The organism is Nocardia uniformis NBRC 13702 (genome assembly GCF_001613345.1).
In the GTDB taxonomy this organism is placed as follows: Bacteria; Actinomycetota; Actinomycetes; order Mycobacteriales; family Mycobacteriaceae; genus Nocardia; species Nocardia uniformis.
This window is the reverse complement of record NZ_BDCE01000125.1, coordinates 1-20,483: the sequence shown is the minus strand read 5'-3', so window position 1 is coordinate 20,483 and position 20,483 is coordinate 1. Positions and strand designations below refer to the sequence as shown.

Below are 20,483 nucleotides of genomic sequence, written 5' to 3'. Positions count from 1 at the left end.
TCACGGCATACGAAACCCGTCATTCCGGCGTGCTTTCGGCCGGGATCCACCCCTGGTCAGAAGTGGATCCCGGCCAAAAGCATGCCGGAATGACGGAACCTCGGGGCTCGGGGCCTCGAGGACTCGGCGTCAGAGGATGCGCGATAGGAAGGCCTGGGTGCGCTCGTGCTGAGGATTCGACAGGATCTCGCGGGGCACACCCGCCTCCACCACGACGCCGCCGTCCATGAACACCAGCTGGTCGGCTACCTCACGGGCGAAACCCATTTCGTGGGTGACGACCACCATGGTCATACCGTCGGCCGCGAGTTCCCGCATGACGCCGAGGACCTCGCCGACGAGCTCCGGATCGAGCGCCGAGGTGGGCTCGTCGAAGAGCATCAGCTTGGGATCCATGGCGAGCGCGCGGGCAATGGCTACGCGCTGCTGCTGACCGCCGGAGAGCTGGGCGGGATAGGTATCGGCCTTGTCCGCCAAACCGACTCGGTCCAGCAACTCCTTGGCCCGGGTGATGGCCTTCGCCTTGGGGAGCTTCTTGACCTGGGTGGGCGCTTCGATGACATTCTCGATCGCGGTGCGATGCGGGAACAGGTTGAAGTGCTGGAACACCATGCCGATATCGCGGCGCTGACGGGCGGCCACCCGCGGATGCAGCTCGTAGAGCTTGCCCTTCTTCTCCTCGTAGCCGACCAGATCGCCGTCCACGTAGAGCCGTCCGGCATTCACCTGCTCGAGGTGGTTGATGCAGCGCAGGAAGGTCGATTTACCGGAGCCGGACGGGCCGATCAGGCACATCACCTCACCGCGCCGCACCTCCAGCGTGATGCCCTTCAGGACGCGCAGTGCGCCGAAGTTCTTGCACACCCGCTCCGCACGCACCATCGGCGCGGCGGCACTTACCGTTTCGGCGCTCAATGCCCCTCCTCCCCGGCGACACGGGCGGAAGCCAACGCCCGCAACTGCTTTCCGGTCAGCTGCTTCGACAGGCCACGCGAGTAGTAGCGCTCCAGATAGAACTGGCCCACCATCAGCACACTCGTGATCACCAGATACCAGGTCGCCGCCACCAACAGCAGCGGGACGGGCTCGAAGTTCACGCTGTAGATATCGCGAGCCCTGCCGTACAGGTCGGTGGTCAAGGGCAGCGCGGTGACCAGCGAGGTGGTCTTCAGCATGGAGATGAGCTCATTGCCGGTCGGCGGAATGATCACCCGCATGGCCTGTGGCAGCACCGTGCGCCGCATGGTCTGCGACCACGACATACCCAGCGCCGTCGACGCCTCCCGCTGCCCCTCGCCCACCGAATTCACACCGGCGCGGACGATTTCGGCCATATAGGCGGCCTCGTTGAGCCCCAGGCCGATCACCGCGAACAGGAACGGCGCCCGCCAGTCCTGCACATTGAAATCCGCGAAGGACGGCCCGAACGGCACGCCGAGGGTAATGACCTTGTACAGCGACGGGAACAAACCCCAGAACACCAGCTGCACGTAAACCGGGGTGCCGCGGAAGATCCAGAGGTATACCCAGGCCACCGAGCGCAGGACCGGATTCGGCGACAGCCGCATAACGGCCAGCGCCACACCCAGCACCACGCCGAGGAACATGGCCAGCACGGTGAGTTCCAGGGTGACCAACGCACCCTTGAGAATTCGCTCGTCGCGCAGGTAATCCAGATAGGTGTCCCAGTGGTAGGCCGGGTTGGTCTTCGCACCCCAGAGGAACAGGCCCAGCGCCACCAGAATGATCGTGGAGGCTATCCAGCGACCCGGCCGCCGCAAGGGGATCGCCTTGATCGGCTCCGGCTCGCCCTGGGCCGAAGCCGCCGCCGCGGTGGCGGCGGCCGGCTCCGGTGTATTGGAACTATCGGACATCGCTGTCGATCAGCCCTGTGCGCCGTTGATGACGGACTTGGCGATAACGCCCTCCTGGACGCCCCAGTTCTCGGCGATCTGCTGGTACTGACCGTTGTCGATCAGATGCTGGACGGCCTGCTGCAGCACGGGAGCCAGCGGCGAGCCCTTCTGCACCGGCCAGCCGTACGGCGCGGAATCGAACATGGCACCGGCGGGCTCGAGCACCTTGTCGTTCTTGTTCGCCTCCTTGATGGCGTAGGCGGTGACCGGCGAGTCGGCGGACATGCCGTCCACCTGACCCTGTACCAGTGCGGTGACCGCGGCGCTCTGCTCGTCGTAGGCGACCTTCACGATCTCCGGCTTGCCCTCGGCGACGCACTTGGCGCTGCGGGCCGGGAGTTCATCGGTGTCCTGAACGGTGGTGCGCTGCACCGCGACCCGCTTACCGCAGGCGTTCTCCGGATCGATGGGCTTGCCGACCGGCTGTGCCCACTGGCTACCCGCGTTGAAGTAGGTGACGAAGTCGGCGATTTTCTCGCGTTCGACATTGTCGGTGAACGACGACATGCCGACGTTGTAGGTCCCGGCCTCGATACTCGGGATGATCTTCTCGAAGTCCGATTCCCGGTAGTCGGCGGTCAAGCCGAGCACCTGGGTGACCGCGTCCATCAGGTCCACATCGAAGCCAATGATCTTGCCCGAGGAGTCCTTGAACTCGTTGGGCGCGTAGGGGACATTGACGCCGATCACGAGTTTGCCGGAGTTGCCGATCTCCTCGGGCAGTTGCGAGGCGATGGAATCCACCTTCGAGATGCCCTCGACCTTGGACACCTCGGGGGCGTTGCTTTCCTCATTGCTGGTACACGCGGTCAGCACCAGAGCGCTGCCCGCGAGTGCGCATGCGGCACGCAGGGCGCGCCCGCGGAAAAATCGAACAGACACAGGTCCTCCACAGTTCGGTTACGCGACATCCGGTCGTCGCCCGCCGGTTCGAAATGTAGGCGAGTCGGACATTCCGTGCGGGTCGGTAACGGAAGATTAATCCGCGACACGCTGGCGCGTGCCCGTTACGCGCCGGACATCGCTCACCAGCGGTGCAGACGTGCCCGCACCTGCTCGGTGAATTCGGTGGTAGATGCTAACCCACCCAAATCGGATGTAGCGACACCGGCCCGCAACGTACCGGCAATCGCGTACTCGATCCGGTCGGCGACTCGATGCAGGGCACTGTGGGAATCGCGGTCGCCGAGCCAGCGCAGCATCATCACCGCGGACCCCATGAGCGCCACCGGATTCGCGCGATTGTGTCCGGTCAGCGCCGGGGCCGCGCCATGTACCGCCTGTGCCATCGCGTGGGTATCGGAGCAGTTCAGCGAGGCCGCCATCCCGAGCGAACCACTCAGTTCGCCCGCCAGGTCGGAGAGGATATCGCCGAAGAGGTTCTCGGTGACGATGACGTCGAACCGCTCCGGCGTACGAACCAGCAGCGCGGCCATGGCATCGACGTGCTCATCGGTGGTCTCGATATCGGGATACTCCGCGGCGATCTCGTAGCACACGTCGCGCAACAGGCCCATGGTCATGGGCAGCACATTCGCCTTGTGCACGATGGTGACCTGCTTGCGCCGCCGCCCGGCGATCTCGAAGGCCAGCCGCGCGATGCGCTCGCACGCCACCCGGGTGAACACGCCGACGGCGAGCGCGATATCCGGGGTCGGCATGAACTCCCCCGACCCGGCGAACATATTGCGGTCGGCGTAGAGCCCCTCGCTGTTCTCCCGCACGATCGCCAGGTCCATGGCCGACGCCGTCGACCGCACGCCCGCCATGGTCCGCGCGGGACGGATATTCGCGTACAGACCGAAGTGCTTGCGCACCGCGCCGCCCGGCGGCAGGCCGGTCCGGTGGGCGCGTGGATAAGAGGCATTGTCGTGCGGGCCCATGATCCAGGCGTCGAGTCCCTCGAGCCCCTCGAGCGTCTGCTCCGGAACCGGATCGCCATATTCCCCGATGGCGGCATGGCCGATGAGCAGCGGCACCCACTCCACGGGTGGCACACCCACCACCTCGAGGGCCTCGTCGACCACCGCACGAGTGGCGCGCACGATTTCCGGGCCGATGCCGTCGCCCTCGATCAGGCCCAGCCGCAGCGGATTCGCGCTTTCAGTCATGGCGGTAATCCTCGCGCAACCGATGCGGCGGTAGCGCGGCGGCACACGCGCACGGCCCCTTTTCGAAATCTGTGGCAGGTGGTCGGCACCGGAGTCGGTCGGTGGACCCGGGGATTTTCCGGCTACCGTTGTGGGTAACCGGCGGTGGAACAGCGATCGGCGGCGGGAGTGGCCGGTCGGGCAGGGAACACAACCGCGAGGCCCGGTGTTGGACCGGGCGAAACCGACACGAGAGGATGCCATGGCCACCCAGACCCTTACCGAGCAGAACTTCGATGAGGTCGTGACCGGAAACGACGTGGTTCTCGTCGATTTCTGGGCGTCGTGGTGCGGACCGTGCCGCGCCTTCGCACCGACCTATGAGAAGTCGTCCGAGAAGCATCCGAACGTGGTGTTCGGCAAGGTCGACACCGAGGCCGAGCAGGGTCTCGCCGCCGCCGCGCAGATCCGTTCCATCCCGACCATCATGGCGTTCCGCGAGGGCGTCCTGGTTTTCGCGCAGCCCGGTGCCCTGCCTGCGGACGCCTTGGAGGACCTCATCGGTCAGATCGAGGCGCTCGATATGGAAGACGTTCGCAAGCAGCTCGCCGAGAAGCAGGCCGCCGAGTAGTCACGACGCACTGCGCAGCACGACGCACACAAGCGCCGCACCTTTGGAAAAGGGTGCGGCGCTTGGTGTTACTCGACCCCGGCTGCGTTTCGGGGTAATAGGATACGCGACAACTGATCTCGCACGACTCGGGGTAACTCACCGGGTACGCCCAAAATCGACTCGGCTCCCAACCGGCGGCACGCGTGCACGACTGTCGACGGCTCTCGGCCGTGCGCTGAATACTCGGGGAGGCGGGGGAGCGTTCTAGAAGTGCGATCCGAGATGGTTGATACCCGCGATCATCGCGCGAATCGTGGATTCCGCACCATCGTCGGCAAGGGCCGCGCCCCAGCCGCGGCGGCCGTTGAACTCGCACTGCACGAAGGTGGCGAAACCACCGTCGGTGCCGCGCTGGTGGAACGCCAGGATCTCGACCGGATAGCCCTCGTCGTAGAGGGCCGAGGTCAGGGTGGCCACCGGATTACCCGTCGTAATGACGGTGCGCAGGTGATCGGCGATCTCGAGGGTCGCCTGGTACTGGCCGCCCGGGCCGTGCTGGCCGATGGGCGTCCATTCGCTGAGCTTGATCGGGCCCGCGTATTCGCAGTACCGGTCGTAGAACTCAGCAGGACTCGAGCCACTGCACTCGGCCCGCAGGCTAGCGGGGGCAGCGGCAATGAACGTGGCGGTATCAATGGTGATGGTCATGTGAACGAGGTCTTCCCGAATCTTCCGTGGAATGGCAGAGGGGACCAGCGCAAAAACTTAGGTGGAGAAAGTGGCCGCAGCGAGGAGGCCGGTCCGAATCAGACCCCGCTACGGCGGGCTACTACGAGAATTCGCCCGGCAGCCACCATCGCGGTGAGCGGAACAAGCGCGGCGCGGTCGCGGTCGGCGACCATGAGCGCAGCGCTGCGGCTGTAGGCGGGATTCGGCACGGCACCGAGCTTAAGGGGACATCTCGGGGATAGCAACCATATTCAACACCGACCGACGAGTAACTTTCAGCACAGCCCATCCGGCACGCCTACGTCCAGGTCAAGCCTTCCTGACCGAGAATGAGCAAATTCCTAGCAACCGCTCCGGAGGGATGCGATGACCGAGCCGAAGATCCAGAGCACCATCAACCACCTACTGGGCTGCCACCGCGGATGCGAACGGCAGATCCTCGACTCCCTCGACCTCGGCGGGAAGCACGCGACGAGACAACACATCGCCATGCTGACGGATTTGTCCGACCTCTCGCATGTGACCGCGGAACTACTCGAACGCGGCTCGGAATGGGAATGGGCGGAGTGGTTGTGCGAACTGACCGGTGACGCGTGCGTCGAGGCCGCCGACCAGTGCGAGCAGCTCGGGGAGACGGAGTGCGCGGAAATGTGCCGGACGGCCGCGGCGGCGTGTGCGGCCATGGAAAAGCGCCCCGCGCAGGCTGGTTGAGGGCGGGCGCCCCGCTCGGAGTGCCCCGCGCGGTGTTGGACCGGATGCCGGTCGAGCGTGCCGTTGCGACGGCTCGACCGGCGTCGCGGCTCAGTGTGCTGCGGCGTCCCAGCTGCGGCCGACGCCCACCGATACCTCGAGCGGTACCGAGAGTTCGATGGCGCTCGCCATATGTTCGCGGGCAAGGGTTTCCAGTGCCTCGCGTTCGCCGGGGGCCACCTCGAAGACCAGTTCGTCGTGGATCTGCAGCAGCATGCGCGATCGCAGGCCCGCGGCGCGAATGGCGCGCTGGGTGTCGATCATGGCGACCTTGATGATGTCGGCGGCGGTGCCCTGGATAGGGGCGTTGAGCGCCATACGTTCGGCGGATTCGCGGCGCTGCCGGTTACTGGAGTCCAGGTCGGGCAGGTAGCGGCGGCGACCGAAGAGGGTTTCGGTGTAGCCGACCTTGCGGGCCTCGTCGACGGCATTGTTGAGGTAGTCGCGAATCGCGCCGAAGCGGGAGAAGTACACCTCCATTTGGGCTTTCGCCTCTTCGGCGCTGATCTTCAGCTGCTGCGACAGACCGTAGGCGGACAGACCGTAGGCGAGGCCGTAGGACATGGCCTTGATCCGCCGGCGCATCTCCGGATCCACCGCGGCAATGGGGATGTCGAAGGCCTTGGAGGCGACGAAGGTGTGCAGATCCTCACCGGAATTGAAGGCTTCGATCAGGCCCGCGTCCTTGGACAGGTGCGCCATGATCCGCATTTCGATCTGGCTGTAGTCGGCGGTCATGAGCGATTCGAAGTTCGGACCGACGACGAAGGTATCGCGAATGCGGCGACCGGTATCGGTGCGGATCGGAATATTCTGCAGGTTCGGCTCGGTGGACGAGAGACGTCCGGTGGCGGCGACGGTCTGGTTGAAGGTGGTGTGGATGCGACCGTCGTCGGCTACCGACTTGAGCAGACCGTCGACGGTGACCTTGAGCCGGGTGGCGTCGCGGTGTTCGAGCAGGTGCTGCAGGAACGGGTGCTGGGTCTTCTCGTAGAGACCTTCGAGCGCGTCGGCGTCGGTGGTGTAGCCGGTTTTGGTGCGCTTGGTCTTCGGCATATCGAGTTCGTCGAACAGCACCACCTGCAGCTGTTTCGGCGAGCCGAGGTTGATCTGCTTGCCGATCACCGCGTAGGCGGCATTGGCGGCTTCGGCGACCCGGTCGGCGAATTCGCGCTGCAACTGTTCGAGCTGTTCGGAGTCGACCGCGATACCGGCCTCCTCCAGGTCGGCCAGCACGGTCAGCAGCGGCAATTCCATATCGCCGAGCAGGGCGGTGGATTCGATGCGCTCGAGTTCGGTGTCGAAGGCGTCGGCGAGCTCGGAAATCGCTTGGGCGCGCAGAATTTCGGCCTTGGCGAGCTCCTCGTCGGCCTGGTCCTCATCGTCGAGCAGTGACAGCTGGGCCTCGCCGACGGTATCGACGCGCAGTTCCCGCTTCAGGTACCGCAGCGCCAGATCGTCGAGGTTGAAGGTGCGCTGGCCCGGACGCACCAGATAGGCGGCCAGGGCGGTATCGCTGGCGAGTCCGCCGAGCCGCCAGCCGCGGCCGTGCAGCGCGTGCATGGCGGCCTTGGCCTCGTGCAGGGCCTTCCCGATTTCCGGATCGGCGAGCCACGCGCCCAGGGCGGCTTCATCTTCCGGGGTGAGTGTGTGTACGTCGACGTAACCGCCCTCGCCGTCGGCGGCGGCAATGGCCACGGCCTTGGTGTCACCGTGCGCCGGGGTACCCACCCCGACAATCGAAACCCCGTGACGCTGACCGGCTTCGGCGTGTTCGGCCAGCCACTGTGCGACGGTGCCGGGTGTCAGCGGACCACCGTTGACCTCGAATCCGCCCTCGGCCTCCGGCTCCACCGGCGAGAGGGTGTCGAACAGCCGATCGCGCAGCACCCGGAATTCCAGGTCGTCGAACAGGGTGTGGATCTTCTCGCGGTTCCACGGCTGCATGGCCAGCTGATCGGGCGTGTACGGCAGCGGCACATCGCGCACCATCTCGGTGAGCTGCCGGTTGAGCACCACAGCGGACAGGTTGGCGCGCAGGGCATCTCCCACCTTGCCCTTGACGGTATCCACCCGATCCACCAGCGCGGCCAGATCCCCGTACTCGCGCACCCACTTGGCCGCGGTCTTCTCCCCCACGCCCGGAATACCCGGCAGGTTGTCACTCGGGTCGCCGCGCAGCGCCGCGAAATCGGGATACTGCGCGGGTGTCAGCCCGTACTTCTCCTCCACCGCCAGCGGGGTGAACCGGGTCAGTTCGCTGACGCCCTTCTTCGGGTACAGCACCGTCACATTGTCATTGACCAGCTGTAGCGAATCCCGGTCGCCGGAAACGATCAGTACCCGGTATCCCTGCGGTACCGCCTGCGTGGTCAGCGTCGCGATAATGTCATCGGCCTCGTACCCCTCGAGGGCCATCACCGGAATCCCCATCGCCCCCAGGACCTCCTGGGTGACCTCCACCTGCCCCCGGAATTCATCGGGCGTGGTGGCGCGATTGGCCTTGTACTCCGGATACGCCTCCGCCCGGAACGTCTTCCGATTCACATCGAACGCCGCCGCCACATGGGTCGGCTTCTCATCCCGCAGCAGATTGATCAGCATCGCGGTGAACCCGTACACCGCATTGGTGGTCTGCCCACTCTGCGTCTTGAAGTTCTCCGCGGGTAGCGCGTAGAACGCGCGGTACGCGATCGAATGCCCGTCGAGCAGCAGCAGGGTGGGCCGCTCGCCGGTTTCAGAGGTTGCGGTGGACACAGCACTCGGCCGCTGATCGATGGAGGCAGGAGTCACGCGTCAGAGTCTAGGGAGGTCCACCGACAATCGTCGGCACCGGGGACAACCGGATCGTCGCCGTCCGGTACGACCGGGCCGGAACACGGCGCGGAAAAGCGATTTCGTCCGGGCGTTCCGGCTTGGTACCGTGATCACGCGCCTAGGGGCGTAGCTCAATTGGCAGAGCAGCGGTCTCCAAAACCGCAGGTTGCAGGTTCAAGTCCTGTCGCCCCTGCAATGGGTTCGGGCCGGTCATTCTCGCGAATGACCGGCCCGACCAGCTTGTACCGATTTCAGCCGACGCCGAGATAAGCGGATTTGACGGCGTCGTCCCGGAGGAGGTCCGCGCCGTTGCCGGTTTTGGTTACCTCGCCGGTTTCCAGGATATAGGCGCGGTCGCTGCGGGTGAGCGCCTGCTGGGCGTTCTGTTCCACCAGCAGAACCGTGGTGCCCTGCTCGTTGATCTCACTGATGATGCGGAAGATCTGCTGAATAACCATAGGGGCCAAGCCCATTGACGGTTCGTCCAGCAGGAGCAGTTTCGGCCGGGCCATCAGGGCGCGGGCGATGGCCAGCATCTGTTGCTCGCCGCCGGACAGGGTGCCGCCGACCTGACGGCGACGCTCGGCCAGCCGGGGGAACAGCTCGAACATCCTGGCCACGGTTTCGTCATATTCGGTCTTCTTCTTGAACGGCCGTGCGTAGCAACCCATATCGAGGTTGTCCTGCACGGTCATACCGGGGAATATGCCGCGCCCCTCGGGGGCCTGAATGAGACCCTCGAGTACCCGTTCGTGCGCCTTCATCCGGGTGATATCTCGACCTTCGAGGAGGATTCGACCCTGGGTCAGCGGTAGCAGACCCGACAGCGCGCGCATGGTGGTGGTCTTGCCCGCACCATTGGCACCCAGCAGGGTGACCAGCTCCCCGGCGTCGACACTGAGCGAGACGCCGTGCAGGGCTTGGATTCTGCCGTAGTTGACGACCATATCCTCGACCTGCAACAGCGGGGTCCCAGTGCTGTCAGCCGGTGCCCCGAGCCCGGGGACACGCGGTGTCACGGACGGTTCGGCGGTGTCACCGTCATCCTTCGTCAGGCTGACGCTCGCCGCAGTGGTGCCATCACCGCCCGGTGCGGCGGCCCGCCCGGACTCCGAATCGCTATCCGGTACACCGAGATACGCGTTGATCACCGCCTGGTTCTCGCGGATCTCCGCGGGCTGCCCGTCGGCGATCTTGCGACCGAATTCGAGCACCACGATCCGGTCGGTCACACCCATGACCAGACGCATATCGTGCTCGATGAGCAGGACGGTGAACCCGTCGTCGCGGATCTTGCGGATGAGGTCCATCAGCGCCGACTTCTCGCTGGGGTTGAATCCGGCGGCGGGCTCGTCCAGGCACAGCAGTTTCGGCTCGGTCGCCAGGGCTCGCGCGATCTCCAGACGACGCTGGTCGCCGTAGGAGAGATTGCGCGCCTTCTCGACCGCGCGTGGTGCGATACCCACGAATTCCAGTAGCGCCATACCTCTTTCGATGGCATCGCGCTCCTCGCGCCGATGGCGCGGGGTGCGGAATATCGCGCCCGGAACCGAGGTGCGGTGCCGCGCATCGGTACCCACGACCACATTCTCCAGCGCGGTCATCTCACCGAACAACCGAATGTTCCGGAAGGTGCGGGCGATACCGAGCCGGGTGATCTGATTGCGCTTGGTCTTGGTCAGCGGGTGACCGTCGAAGAACACCGTGCCGCTGGTCGGACGGTAGACGCCGCTGATCGCATTGAAGCAGGTGGTCTTGCCCGCGCCGTTCGGACCGATGAGGCCGAGGATCTCACCGCGCCGAATCTCGAAGCTCACCTTGTCCAGGGCGGTCAGACCGCCGAACTGGACCGTCAGCTCATCCGTGCGCAAGAGCGGTGCGCCGACGGCGGTTTCGATTTCCCGGGTCGGGGCGACCACCTCGGCCACGGTCGCGGCATCAGCGAGGTCGGGCATCACCGCGGTGACATCCACCGTTCCGGCGCTCTCGACCTCCGGTGGCGCGGTATATCCGGCCGCCATGTCCTCGTTGTCGAACAGCGCGCCGCCCGCGCCCGGCCCGGTCACTGTCCCGCTCCCGTCGAGGGTGTCGGGCGGTGTACCGCCCGATACACCTGCCGCGCGTAGGCGAGCAGTCGCTGTCGAGCCGGGAACAGACCCTGTGGCCTGAAGATCATTACCACCACCAACGCGAAACCGAAGAACAGATACTTGTAATCACCGAGCGATTGCCCGCCCACCTCCACCGACATGAACCGGTTCGGCAGGTACACGATGAGGAACGCGCCCACCAGCACGCCGAGCTTATTGCCCTGGCCACCGATCACCACGGCGCACAGGAACAGCATCGAGTTGATGATGTTGAAGCCGGTCGGGTTGATGAACTGCACCTGACCGGCATACAGCGCACCGGACAGACCGCCGATCGCCGCGCCGATGGTGAACGCCCACAGCTTGAACTTGAACGCCGGCACCCCCATGACCTCGGCCGCGTCCTCGTCCTCACGGACCGCCACCCAGGCGCGCCCCACCCGGCTGCGCTCCAAATTGCCGACGATCAGCAGGACGATGATCACCAGAATCATGCCGAGCCAGAACCACCAGGTCCCGGAGTTGGCCCGGTCCAAGAGATTTCCGCTCGTCGAATCCCCGAGATTGCCCGAGGAGAAGTAGCCGCCGGATACTGTTTCCGATTCGCCGACCCGCGGATACGCGATACCGGCCAGGCCGAGACTGCCATTGGTGACATCGCCGAGGTTGTCGGCCAGCAGCCGCACGATCTCACCGAAGCCGAGGGTCACGATCGCGAGATAGTCACCCCGCACCCGTAGCGTCGGGGTGCCCAGGATCAAACCGGAGATCGCGGTCAGCAGGATCGCGATCGGCACACACGCCAGCCACGCCCACTTGGTGTTCAGGAAACCGCCGGCGGCCTGGTTCCACGGACTGTTCGGACTGGTGAGCAGACCGACCGAGTACGCGCCGACCGCATAGAAGCCCACGTAGCCGAGGTCCAGCAGACCCGCCTGTCCCACAACGACATTCAGCCCGACCGCGATCAACGCGTACATCGCGAACTGGGCCATGACGCCACCGAAGCTGGTGCCGGGCGTATTGAGCAACGGCGGCGGGAACAGCGGCAGCAGGGCCAGCAGCACGATCGCCGGTACCCCGATACCCCATTGCGCGGGCCGCGACAGTCCGCCCCACCAGGACCGCAGCGCGTCGCCGACGCCGCGCATCGGCCGCTGCGGCGCGGTCGAAGTCTTCTTCGTCTCGGTCATACCCGGGCCCTCCCCAAGCTCTCGCCCAGAATGCCGGTCGGACGGAACATGAGCACCGCGACCAGCAGTACGAAGGCGACCACGTCACGCCATTCGGTGCCGAACAGGATCTGTCCGTACATTTCCGCCAGCCCCAGCAGCAGGCCGCCCAGCAGCGCACCGCGCAGATTGCCGATACCGCCGAGCACGGCGGCGCTGAATGCCTTGATGCCCAGGATGAATCCACCCGAGTAGATAATGCCGTTGGGCACCTTGAGGGTGTACAGCAGCGCGGCGGCGCCGGCGAGCACACCGCCGATGAGGAAGGTCAGCATAATGACCCGTTCCCGCGATACGCCCATGAGCGTCGCGGTATCGGGGTCCTGCGCGACCGCACGAATACCGCGGCCGAATTTCGTTCGGTTGATGATCATTTCGGTGAGCGCGGCCAAAGCGACCGCCGAAAGGATGATCACCAGCGTCACATTGGTAACCGAGGCACCGAAGATCTGGAACTGTTCAGTGGGTTGGACAAGCATGATCGGCTGCTGCGCGTTCGTACCGCCGAGATTTTCCGAGACATTCGGCAGCACCTCGTGTATGCGCAACTCCGGCCAGATTTTCGGCAGTACGTAGTGCACGAATTCCTGCAATACGAAGGACATGCCGATCGCGGTGATCAGGAAGATGAGCGGTTTGGCCCCGCGCTTACGCAGCGGGCGATAGGCAACGCGCTCCAAACTCACGGCCGCGGCACCCGAGACCGCCATACCGATCAACATGGCCGCACCCAGATAAACGACGGTGAGGACGACTCCTTGCGAATAGGCGTTTCCGCTGGGGCCGAAGCCGAGCAGCATCAGGCCGACATATTGACCGAACATGCCCACCATGAATATTTCGGAATGGGCGAAATTGATCAGTCGGAGCACACCGTAAACCAGCGTGTATCCGACCGCGACCAGTGCGTAAATCGAGCCGTAGGCCAGTCCGTCCACGGTAAGTCGCCAGAATTGGTCGACCACACCCGAGACGTTGAAATCGATCGACCCGTTCGCCAACAGAGTCGCATCGATCAATGCGGATGAACTCATTCGTTACTCTCGCCGTCAGGAAAAACAGCGTGCGCCGGGAGCCGGTGGATCGCACCGGACTCTCGGCACACGCTATTTCGAACTAGGTTGGGCTACTTGACCTCGTACATCCAGATCAGCGCCTTGGTCAACTCACCGGTCGGACCCCACTGGTATTCGCGGGCCAGGCCCTGCCCCTGGTAGTTGCGCACGTACTCGACCATGTCGGCGCGGCTGGTCTTGCCGGCCGCAATGCCCTTCAGCACGATCGTGGCGAGGTCATAACCCTCGGTGGAGTAGGTGCCCGCGTCGAATCCGGAGTGCTCCTTGTACGCCTCGGCGAACTCATCCGGAGCCGGACCACAGGGGCACGACAGCACCGCGTCCTTCGACGCGTCGCCCGCCTGCCGCACGAATTCGACATCCTTGGTGCCGTCATCGGAGATGAATGTCGCCGTCACACCGCCCGAGCGCAGCTGCTGCACGAACGGGGCGGCCTCGGCGTAGTAGCCCGCGTAGTAAATGGCGTCCGGACTCGCGGCCGACAGCTTCGACACCGCCGCGGAGAAGTCCTTATCGCCTTCCTTGACGTTCACCGCGCAGCTGGGATCGGCGACCGACCCGAGCGTCTCGGTCAATGTCGCCGCCAGGCCGACACCGTAATCGGTGTTATCGGCGACAACGCAGATCTGCTTGTACTTTCCGGTTTCCAGCAGGTAATTGGCCACCGCCGGACCCTGAACGCCGTCGTTGCCGAGGCCGCGGAAGAAGGTCTTCCAGCCGTTCGTGGTGAGTTCGACATTGGTGGCGGACGGTGACAGCGCGAGCATTCCGGCGTCGCTGAGCACCTGGCCGGTCGCCTTGCTCTCGCCGGAGAAGGTCGGCCCGATCAGCCCTACGATCGACGGATCATTGATGATCGTCGGGATTACCTGGGTGGCCTTCTGCGGATTGCCCTCGGTATCGAATTCCTTCACCGCGACCTGGCAGTCCGCATTCGCCTTGTTGTGCTCGTCGAGCGCCAGCTTCACACCCCGGACGATATTGAGACCGAGATTCGCGTTCGGACCGGTCAGCGGACCCGCGTACGCGATCGTCTGCGGGGCGCACTCGGCCTTGCCGTCGCCCGCGGGGTCGGCGGCCGCGGACGTATCGGCGGCCGGAACCTCCTTGCCGTCGAGGTCGACCTGCACCAGTGGCTGAATGGTCAGGCCCCCGGCGCTCTGCGTCCCATCGCTATCCGACTTGTCACCGCAACCCGCCAGCGCGAGCGCCGCCGCTGCCCCGATGGCCACTGCCCGTCCCAGGCGACGTCGTCGCTGGGACGTCGTGCGCGTCATTGAACCAAGCACGATTCACCTCTATGTTCTGTGCTCCCCCGGCGCGCCGAGGGGGCCGCCTCATCTGTCGGCCCGGTCAGAACATAGCCCCGCCACGTGAGCTGCGCATCACATTCGCATCAAGCATGTGACATCGAAACAAACAGATGGGCCCTTTGCGTTTCGTGCGGGTAAATCCGCACGGGCACCGTCGGCAAAGGGCCAGCGAACGGCTACTTGGGTGCGAGGTTCTCCAGCACCACTTCGGCAACCGCCTTCATCGTGGTCCGGCGATCCATGGCGGTGCGCTGAATCCATTTGAATGCCTGCGGCTCCGACAGACCCTGCGTCTGCATCAGCACACCCTTGGCACGCTCGACCAGCTTGCGGGTCTCGAGCCGATCCGCGAGATTGGCGACTTCGCCCTCCAGCGCGGTGATCTCATGGAATCGGCTGGCGGCCAATTCGATGGCCGGCACCAGATCCGACTTGGTGAACGGCTTCACCAGGTACGCCATCGCGCCCGCGTCACGCGCCCGCTCCACCAGATCACGCTGACTGAAGGCGGTCAGAATCACCACGGGGGCAAGCCGTTTCGATGCGATCTCCGCCGCGGCGTCGATGCCATCGCGCCGCGGCATCTTCACATCCATAATCACCAGATCGGGGCGGAACTCCTCGGCCAGATCCACCGCCTGCTGACCGTCACCGGCCTCACCGACTACGTGATAGCCCTCCTCGGAGAGCATCTCGACGAGATCCATCCGGATGAGCGCCTCGTCTTCGGCGACCACCACCCGCTTCGGGGTGGACGGCGCATCCTTCTTCGCGCCCCCTGCTGTCGTTCCCATAGATGAACCCCTGTCGCTTCCGATAACCAACACCCGATGCATCTCGTCCGGCGCCACCCTCGCTGGATCGGCACGCACCCGAGTAACCCAAAGAGTACCGCCCACCTCCCACCACAACCCATCTACCCAGCGCAAACCGACCAGTATCACAACGTCGGACGCAGTTCCCGGGTGTGGTTAGGTTTGCGAGGCACCCACCCGCTATAGTTTTCTCCCGGTGCGCCGGGTTGGCGGAACTGGCAGACGCGACGGTCTCAAAAACCGTTGTCCGGAAGGACGTGTGGGTTCGAGTCCCACACTCGGCACCAAGGTAGAGGGCTATTTCGGGGATTCCCCGGGATAGCCCTCTGCCATTCCCGGCCGCAGGCGGTAAATGGCGACCCGCGCACCGACACGGCTTGCGCGACTTCACTATTCGCCTCGGCACCGACCTGGTGACGCCGAAGCGTACCGAAGGCCATGAGGCGCAATGCTCTTCACCGCGGCCGTCTCGAGGGCACAGCAGACAGCATCGCATCGGAGATGCGGATCCGCTTTCCGATTCCCAACTTCATCCGGATCGGGTGAGGTGCGGTGACTGCCGGGTTTCTACGGTCGGGTTATGACTTCTTCCGCGATCCCGAACTCGGAAACGCACGATTCCGCCTTCGCCTATGTGTACGGCTTTCCACTGGTGTTCAACCTCGAGCAGGTGCTGCGATTCGTCACCACCGGTGTGGGTGCGAATCCGGCCGCGCCGTTCAACACCTTCGGCCACACCCGCGCACTGGCCACACCGGAAGACACCTTCGTATCGGTCAACAACGACACCGTCTACTCGGTGGCGCAACTCGATCTGAGCGTCGGTCCCGTGCGGCTGTCGGTACCCGACACCGGTGGCCGCTACTACGTCCTGCAATTCGTCGATGCCTGGACGAACAACTTCGCCTATATCGGTAGCCGCGCGACCGGCACCGGCACCGGGGAGTTCCTGCTCGTACCACCGGGCTGGGAGGGCGACGATCAAGGCTTGCGCGTGATCGGCTGCCCGACCCGGATTGCCACGATCGTCGGCCGCTGGGCGGTGACGGGCGATGACCTGTCCGCCGTGCACGCCTTGCAGGACGCGACCACCCTCACCCCACTCGCCGCCTCCGCCCCGACGGGGCTCCCCGCGATACCCACCGGACTACCGAAGGCGATCGACTTCTTCGAGAAATTCCGGGTGTGGTCGCAGGCGCTCCCGCCCGCACTGCGCGACGTGCCGATTCAGCACAGCTTCGCCGATCTCGGGCTCACCGGCATCACCTCCCTGTCCGAGGCGAGTCCCGAACTGACGGCGAAGTTGGAGGCGGCGTACGCCCGGGGCAGCGAACAGGTCGAGGAGTACGCCCGGGCCATGCCGGGGGTCGACCGGGTCAACGGCTGGATGGTCAGCATCCACGGATTCGACTACAACAACGACGCTTTCGAGATCGGCACCATCGACGCCCCGGAATGGAAGATCGCCGACACCGAAGCGCGGATCGTCAGTCGTGCCGCGTCCGCGCGCGCGGGCCTGTGGGGCAACCACGGCTATGAGGCCACCTACGCCCTGACCTACACCGACAGCACCGGCAGCCCACTCGACGGCAACCACCGCTACCAGCTCACCCTCGACCCGATCCCGCCGGTGAACGCGTTCTGGTCGTTGACCATGTACTCGATGCCGGACTTCTATCTCGTCGACAATCCGATCGGCCGCTACTCGATCGGCGACCGCACCCCAGGTCTGATCACCAACCCGGATGGGTCACTCACCCTCACCATCGGCCACGACGAACCCACCGATCCCATCGAACGCGCCAACTGGCTGCCCGCACCCCCGGCACCCTTCCGGCCCGCCCTCCGAATGTACGTACCCCGCCAACCAATCCTCGACGGCGCCTACGAGATCGCACCGATCGTCGGAATCAGCTGACCGACAGCGATACGTCCCCGAGTCGGCCTGGTTGCCCGCATGCACGCCTACCGTAGGTGCGGAGGTGGCGCGGATATATTCGGACGGGTTCGCAGCTGTGCCATCCACTGCGGCCGGTCGACGAAGAAGACGAGAGGTCAGATGCACTGGGATCAGATGACGGATACGCCTGACGATCTACGGCGGCGGGCTACGCGGTTACGGCGGGGGGTAGGGCAGCTCGGAGTACTCGAGTCGGTGATCGACGCGGCGGAGGGCCCGTGGTTGGGGGCGATGGACGCCGATGGGCGCGGGGCGGCGGAGCTGCGCATGCATCTGGTGGGGCGCTACCGGCTCACCGTCGTCGTCTCGAATGTCGGCAAGCTCAATCACGTGCAGATGACCACTCCGTCCGGGGAGTGGGTGCTGTCGTCGAAGACCCTGCTGCGGCGCGGTTGGACCGACACGGTGAAGATGCCCAAGCAGTCCGAATGGCTCAACTACGTGGTGGATTGGGTGACCGACACCAGCGGGGCGGTGGATCGCCGGGCGGTGATCGAATGGCGGTTGATCGGGGCCGATCGGCTGCTGGCCAATATGAACGACACCATCGACAGTGTGCGGGCGAATCTGCTCGAGCGTGAAGAGGTGCGCGATGAGTTGGCGGCGGAGGTCGCGGGTCTGCGTGCCGAGCTCGAGACGCTCGGGTCGAGGGATGAGACGTCTCCCGCGGCTGCGGAGCAGCCGATGTCGGTCGCCGATCCGGTCGACGCGTCCGAGGAGACGGACGCTCTCGCTGGTCCCGAGATACCGCCGGTCGGCGAGCGGGAGTTGCCCGTCCAGCAGGGCGATGAAGCCATCGACGACGATGCGATCGAGACCGACCGTCTCGAGCCTCGGACGAGTTCCTCCGCGCACCAGTAGCGCCGCTCTTTTCGGGCGAGTTGCGGTTGTGTCAGTCCGGCAGGCGGTCGTGTCGGTCCGGCAGGCCGACGAGCCCGGCGCTGTCGTTCCAGAGTGTTTGTGCCAGCTTGTCGTCGCGAGCCATTTCCGACGGCTCCAGCCAGGTGAGGTGTCCTCGCCGCAAAGCGGCGTAGTTGTGCCCATCCGGGGGCGTCGCGCGGCCGAGCACCAAGTCGGCCAAGGTGTTTCCCGCGTCGGCACGGGTGTTGAGGGTGGGGCTGAATCGTCGGATCGGCCAGCCCAGCGGGGTGCCGAACACCTTCCAGGCCATCCGCAACGGCAACGCCAAGTTCTGCGCCAACCCGGTCCCGAACACCTGTCCCGGGTCATAGGCGAGCACCGTGATTCGCCGAGTCGGACCGTTCCCGTACTCGGCCAACGACCGTGCGGTGAGTACGGCACAGAGCTTGGATGCGGTGTACGCATGCTCCCCCGCTTTACGCGGCCGAGTATCCCGGTCCGGATCGCAATCCGGGTGCGCCAGCAGGTCCGCATCAGCATGCCGAGGCGGCACCAGCCCCGCCTTGATAGCGGGATCATGCGTCCCGCTCGAGGTCAGCGTGACAATCGCCCCATCGCCCAATACTGGCAGCAACAACCGCGCCAACAGATAGTGCGCAAGATGATTCACCGCGACACGTTGCCTCCCCAGAGGCCGCAGAATCGAACAGTTCCCAGGGTAGCGCTCCGCCAATCACAGGGCCCTAATACATCGACTCGGTGAGCTGTCGACTCAGCCGATCTCACTGCGGCGCACCGAGTGGTTCAGCGCGTTGTAGAGCCAGTGGTGAGCATGACCGATCGTGGCGGGCGTTTCGAACAGCTCCGCTGTCAGGTTCCAGTAGCGCAGGATGCGGCGGTCCATGTCGGTTGCGGCGACCAGCAGTTGCTGGCGGAATTGGGGCGAGTCGCGTTGTCCTCGTGCTGCTGCGTGAGCATCGACAAAACGGTCGAGTGCGGCACCGGTGTGCGGTTGTACGCCAGCCGATACGACGGGCAGGACGTCAATGCAGACGGTGGCCAGCCCGGACAAGAATCCGAGCTCGTCGCGTGCCGGTTCCGGATTCGGCCGCCAGATCTGCCGCCACGCCACGGCATACAGTTCGGGACGGGTAACGAGACTGGTCATCTCCGCGTAGGCGGCTACCTGCGCGGCGGAGGGATCGGCCGGTGGTTCCGGAACGCTCATCGCGATATAGCCGTCGAAGTGGTCCGGTGTCATCGGCGCGAGAATGCGCCGCCAGAAACGCACGATGGAATCGTAGGCCGCCCGGCCGTCCTGCGCTGCCGCCAGCAGCGCGAGTCGTTTGGTTCGCTCGGCCGGGGCGACTGTCTCGAGCGCATGCAGCGAGGCTCGTCGCCAAGCCAGGGACCGGTATTCGTTGTCCACTCGGACGCGTTCAGCGGCAATAGTCTCCGAGATCGATCGTTCCTCCTGCAGCACACCCGCGATCGCCCCGAGACCTAGGCCGAGCGCGCGCAGCCGACGAACCAGCCGCAGGCGCTCCACCGCCCCTTCCGCCTCGAACATCCGATGCCCGCCCGCGCTTCGCCGCGCCTCCAGAATCCCTTCGTCGCAATAGAACCGGATCGTCCGCACCGAATGATCGGTCGTCCGGGCCAGCTCGCCGATACTGATCAGCCGTGTGCTGTCGGTCACAGTTTGTTGAACCTCCACCCCACTGGAGCTCTTAGCGTACTGGCACTGCCTGCCGAAACCGCTGAGAGGACAAGACATTGGGAAGATCGTTGACAGAGCTCGACCTGCTGCGGGAGTTGGAGCCGGTTGCCGAGGAGAACGTCAATCGCCATCTGGCGGTGGCGAAGGAGTGGCATCCACATGATTACGTGCCGTGGGACGAGGGGCGCAATTTCGCCGCGTTGGGTGGGATCGACTGGGCCCCTGAGCAATCCCGGCTGTCCGAGTTGGCCAAAGCCGCCATGATCACCAATCTGCTGACCGAGGACAACCTGCCGTCCTATCACCGCGTCGTTGCCGAGAATTTCTCCCAGGAGGGTGCCTGGGGCACCTGGGTAGGTCGCTGGACCGCCGAAGAAAACCGGCACGGCATCGTCCTGCGCGACTATCTCGTCGTCACCCGCGGCGTCGATCCGGCCGAACTGGAGCGGGCCAGGATGATCGCGATGACCAAGGGATTCGACCCGCTGTCCGCCGCCCACC

Annotated in this window: 19 protein-coding genes, 2 tRNA genes and 1 pseudogene; 7 read left to right on the top strand and 15 right to left on the bottom strand. The window is 65.1% G+C overall.

Annotation, left to right across the window (positions count from 1 at the left end; all coding sequences use genetic code 11):
• Window positions 1-129: 129 nt before the first annotated feature.
• The 4 genes from NU1_RS39185 to NU1_RS39170 all read right to left on the bottom strand — a co-directional run bounded on the left by NU1_RS39185 (window position 130) and on the right by NU1_RS39170 (window position 4,027).
• Window positions 130-882 (bottom strand): amino acid ABC transporter ATP-binding protein, encoded by a 753-nt coding sequence (locus tag NU1_RS39185; protein WP_067529469.1) that lies wholly within the window; start codon window positions 880-882, stop codon window positions 130-132.
• Window positions 883-911: 29 nt separating this feature from the next.
• Entirely contained in the window at window positions 912-1,874 is a 963-nt protein-coding gene (locus NU1_RS39180) for an amino acid ABC transporter permease (protein WP_084522221.1), read from the bottom strand.
• Window positions 1,875-1,883: 9 nt separating this feature from the next.
• Complete coding sequence (locus tag NU1_RS39175; protein ID WP_067529467.1) at window positions 1,884-2,798, bottom strand: ABC transporter substrate-binding protein; 915 nt, start codon at window positions 2,796-2,798, stop codon at window positions 1,884-1,886.
• Window positions 2,799-2,941: 143 nt separating this feature from the next.
• The gene (locus NU1_RS39170) at window positions 2,942-4,027 is read right to left on the bottom strand and encodes an isocitrate/isopropylmalate dehydrogenase family protein (RefSeq protein WP_067529493.1); all 1,086 of its coding nucleotides are present in this window, start codon (window positions 4,025-4,027) and stop codon (window positions 2,942-2,944) included.
• Window positions 4,028-4,268: 241 nt separating this feature from the next.
• Between NU1_RS39170 and trxA the strand changes: the two genes are divergently transcribed.
• On the top strand, window positions 4,269-4,637 hold the full coding sequence (gene trxA, locus NU1_RS39165) for a thioredoxin (RefSeq protein ID WP_067529465.1): 369 nt from the start codon (window positions 4,269-4,271) through the stop codon (window positions 4,635-4,637).
• A 246-nt stretch (window positions 4,638-4,883) separates the two neighbouring features.
• Here trxA and NU1_RS39160 read toward each other — a convergent pair whose 3' ends face one another.
• Complete coding sequence (locus tag NU1_RS39160; RefSeq protein WP_067529462.1) at window positions 4,884-5,327, bottom strand: 2-isopropylmalate synthase; 444 nt, start codon at window positions 5,325-5,327, stop codon at window positions 4,884-4,886.
• Between the two features lie 98 nt (window positions 5,328-5,425).
• Window positions 5,426-5,557 carry a hypothetical protein gene (locus NU1_RS43950; RefSeq protein WP_281221293.1) on the bottom strand — a complete coding sequence of 44 codons (132 nt, stop codon included), beginning with the start codon at window positions 5,555-5,557 and terminating at the stop codon, window positions 5,426-5,428.
• Between the two features lie 157 nt (window positions 5,558-5,714).
• Between NU1_RS43950 and NU1_RS39155 the strand changes: the two genes are divergently transcribed.
• A complete protein-coding gene (locus tag NU1_RS39155) occupies window positions 5,715-6,059 on the top strand; it encodes a four-helix bundle copper-binding protein (protein ID WP_067529461.1) in 345 nt (114 codons plus the stop codon).
• Between the two features lie 90 nt (window positions 6,060-6,149).
• Here NU1_RS39155 and polA read toward each other — a convergent pair whose 3' ends face one another.
• Window positions 6,150-8,876: a DNA polymerase I gene (gene polA / locus NU1_RS39150; RefSeq protein ID WP_371859882.1), complete on the bottom strand. Its 2,727-nt coding sequence runs from the start codon at window positions 8,874-8,876 to the stop codon at window positions 6,150-6,152.
• Between the two features lie 159 nt (window positions 8,877-9,035).
• On the opposite strand from polA, the gene NU1_RS39145 reads away from it, so the two are divergent.
• Window positions 9,036-9,108: transfer RNA gene (locus NU1_RS39145), tRNA-Trp, on the top strand.
• Between the two features lie 58 nt (window positions 9,109-9,166).
• On the opposite strand, the gene NU1_RS43700 is transcribed toward NU1_RS39145, so the two are convergent.
• The 6 genes and pseudogenes from NU1_RS43700 to NU1_RS39120 form a co-directional block, all read right to left on the bottom strand.
• Entirely contained in the window at window positions 9,167-9,862 is a 696-nt protein-coding gene (locus NU1_RS43700) for an ABC transporter ATP-binding protein (RefSeq protein ID WP_245720517.1), read from the bottom strand.
• Between the two features lie 168 nt (window positions 9,863-10,030).
• Window positions 10,031-10,936: pseudogene (locus NU1_RS43695) on the bottom strand (ABC transporter ATP-binding protein); the annotation flags it as partial.
• A 41-nt stretch (window positions 10,937-10,977) separates the two neighbouring features.
• Complete coding sequence (locus tag NU1_RS39135) at window positions 10,978-12,198, bottom strand: branched-chain amino acid ABC transporter permease (RefSeq protein ID WP_067529457.1); 1,221 nt, start codon at window positions 12,196-12,198, stop codon at window positions 10,978-10,980.
• Window positions 12,195-13,271: a branched-chain amino acid ABC transporter permease gene (locus NU1_RS39130; protein ID WP_067529456.1), complete on the bottom strand. Its 1,077-nt coding sequence runs from the start codon at window positions 13,269-13,271 to the stop codon at window positions 12,195-12,197. The genes NU1_RS39135 and NU1_RS39130 overlap by 4 nt, the downstream gene beginning before the upstream one ends.
• 92 nt (window positions 13,272-13,363) lie before the next feature.
• Window positions 13,364-14,590, bottom strand: coding sequence for a branched-chain amino acid ABC transporter substrate-binding protein (locus NU1_RS39125; protein WP_067529453.1), 1,227 nt, complete (start codon window positions 14,588-14,590; stop codon window positions 13,364-13,366).
• A gap of 212 nt (window positions 14,591-14,802) precedes the next feature.
• Window positions 14,803-15,420, bottom strand: coding sequence for an ANTAR domain-containing response regulator (locus tag NU1_RS39120; RefSeq protein WP_067529450.1), 618 nt, complete (start codon window positions 15,418-15,420; stop codon window positions 14,803-14,805).
• Window positions 15,421-15,641: 221 nt separating this feature from the next.
• Here NU1_RS39120 and NU1_RS39115 point away from each other — a divergent pair.
• The 3 genes from NU1_RS39115 (at window position 15,642) to NU1_RS39105 (ending at window position 18,262) form a co-directional block, all read left to right on the top strand.
• Window positions 15,642-15,728, top strand: a tRNA-Leu gene (locus NU1_RS39115).
• A gap of 293 nt (window positions 15,729-16,021) precedes the next feature.
• A complete protein-coding gene (locus NU1_RS39110; RefSeq protein WP_067529448.1) occupies window positions 16,022-17,359 on the top strand; it encodes a DUF1254 domain-containing protein in 1,338 nt (445 codons plus the stop codon).
• Window positions 17,360-17,515: 156 nt separating this feature from the next.
• On the top strand, window positions 17,516-18,262 hold the full coding sequence (locus tag NU1_RS39105) for a hypothetical protein (RefSeq protein ID WP_157553620.1): 747 nt from the start codon (window positions 17,516-17,518) through the stop codon (window positions 18,260-18,262).
• Between the two features lie 31 nt (window positions 18,263-18,293).
• On the opposite strand, the gene NU1_RS39100 is transcribed toward NU1_RS39105, so the two are convergent.
• Both NU1_RS39100 and NU1_RS39095 read right to left on the bottom strand, forming a co-directional pair.
• Window positions 18,294-18,932 (bottom strand): Rossmann-fold NAD(P)-binding domain-containing protein, encoded by a 639-nt coding sequence (locus tag NU1_RS39100; RefSeq protein WP_067529444.1) that lies wholly within the window; start codon window positions 18,930-18,932, stop codon window positions 18,294-18,296.
• A 102-nt stretch (window positions 18,933-19,034) separates the two neighbouring features.
• On the bottom strand, window positions 19,035-19,961 hold the full coding sequence (locus tag NU1_RS39095) for a MerR family transcriptional regulator (protein ID WP_067529491.1): 927 nt from the start codon (window positions 19,959-19,961) through the stop codon (window positions 19,035-19,037).
• 77 nt (window positions 19,962-20,038) lie between these two features.
• Between NU1_RS39095 and NU1_RS39090 the strand changes: the two genes are divergently transcribed.
• Window positions 20,039-20,483: acyl-ACP desaturase (locus tag NU1_RS39090; protein WP_169815211.1), on the top strand; the 445-nt coding region annotated here is incomplete at its 3' end.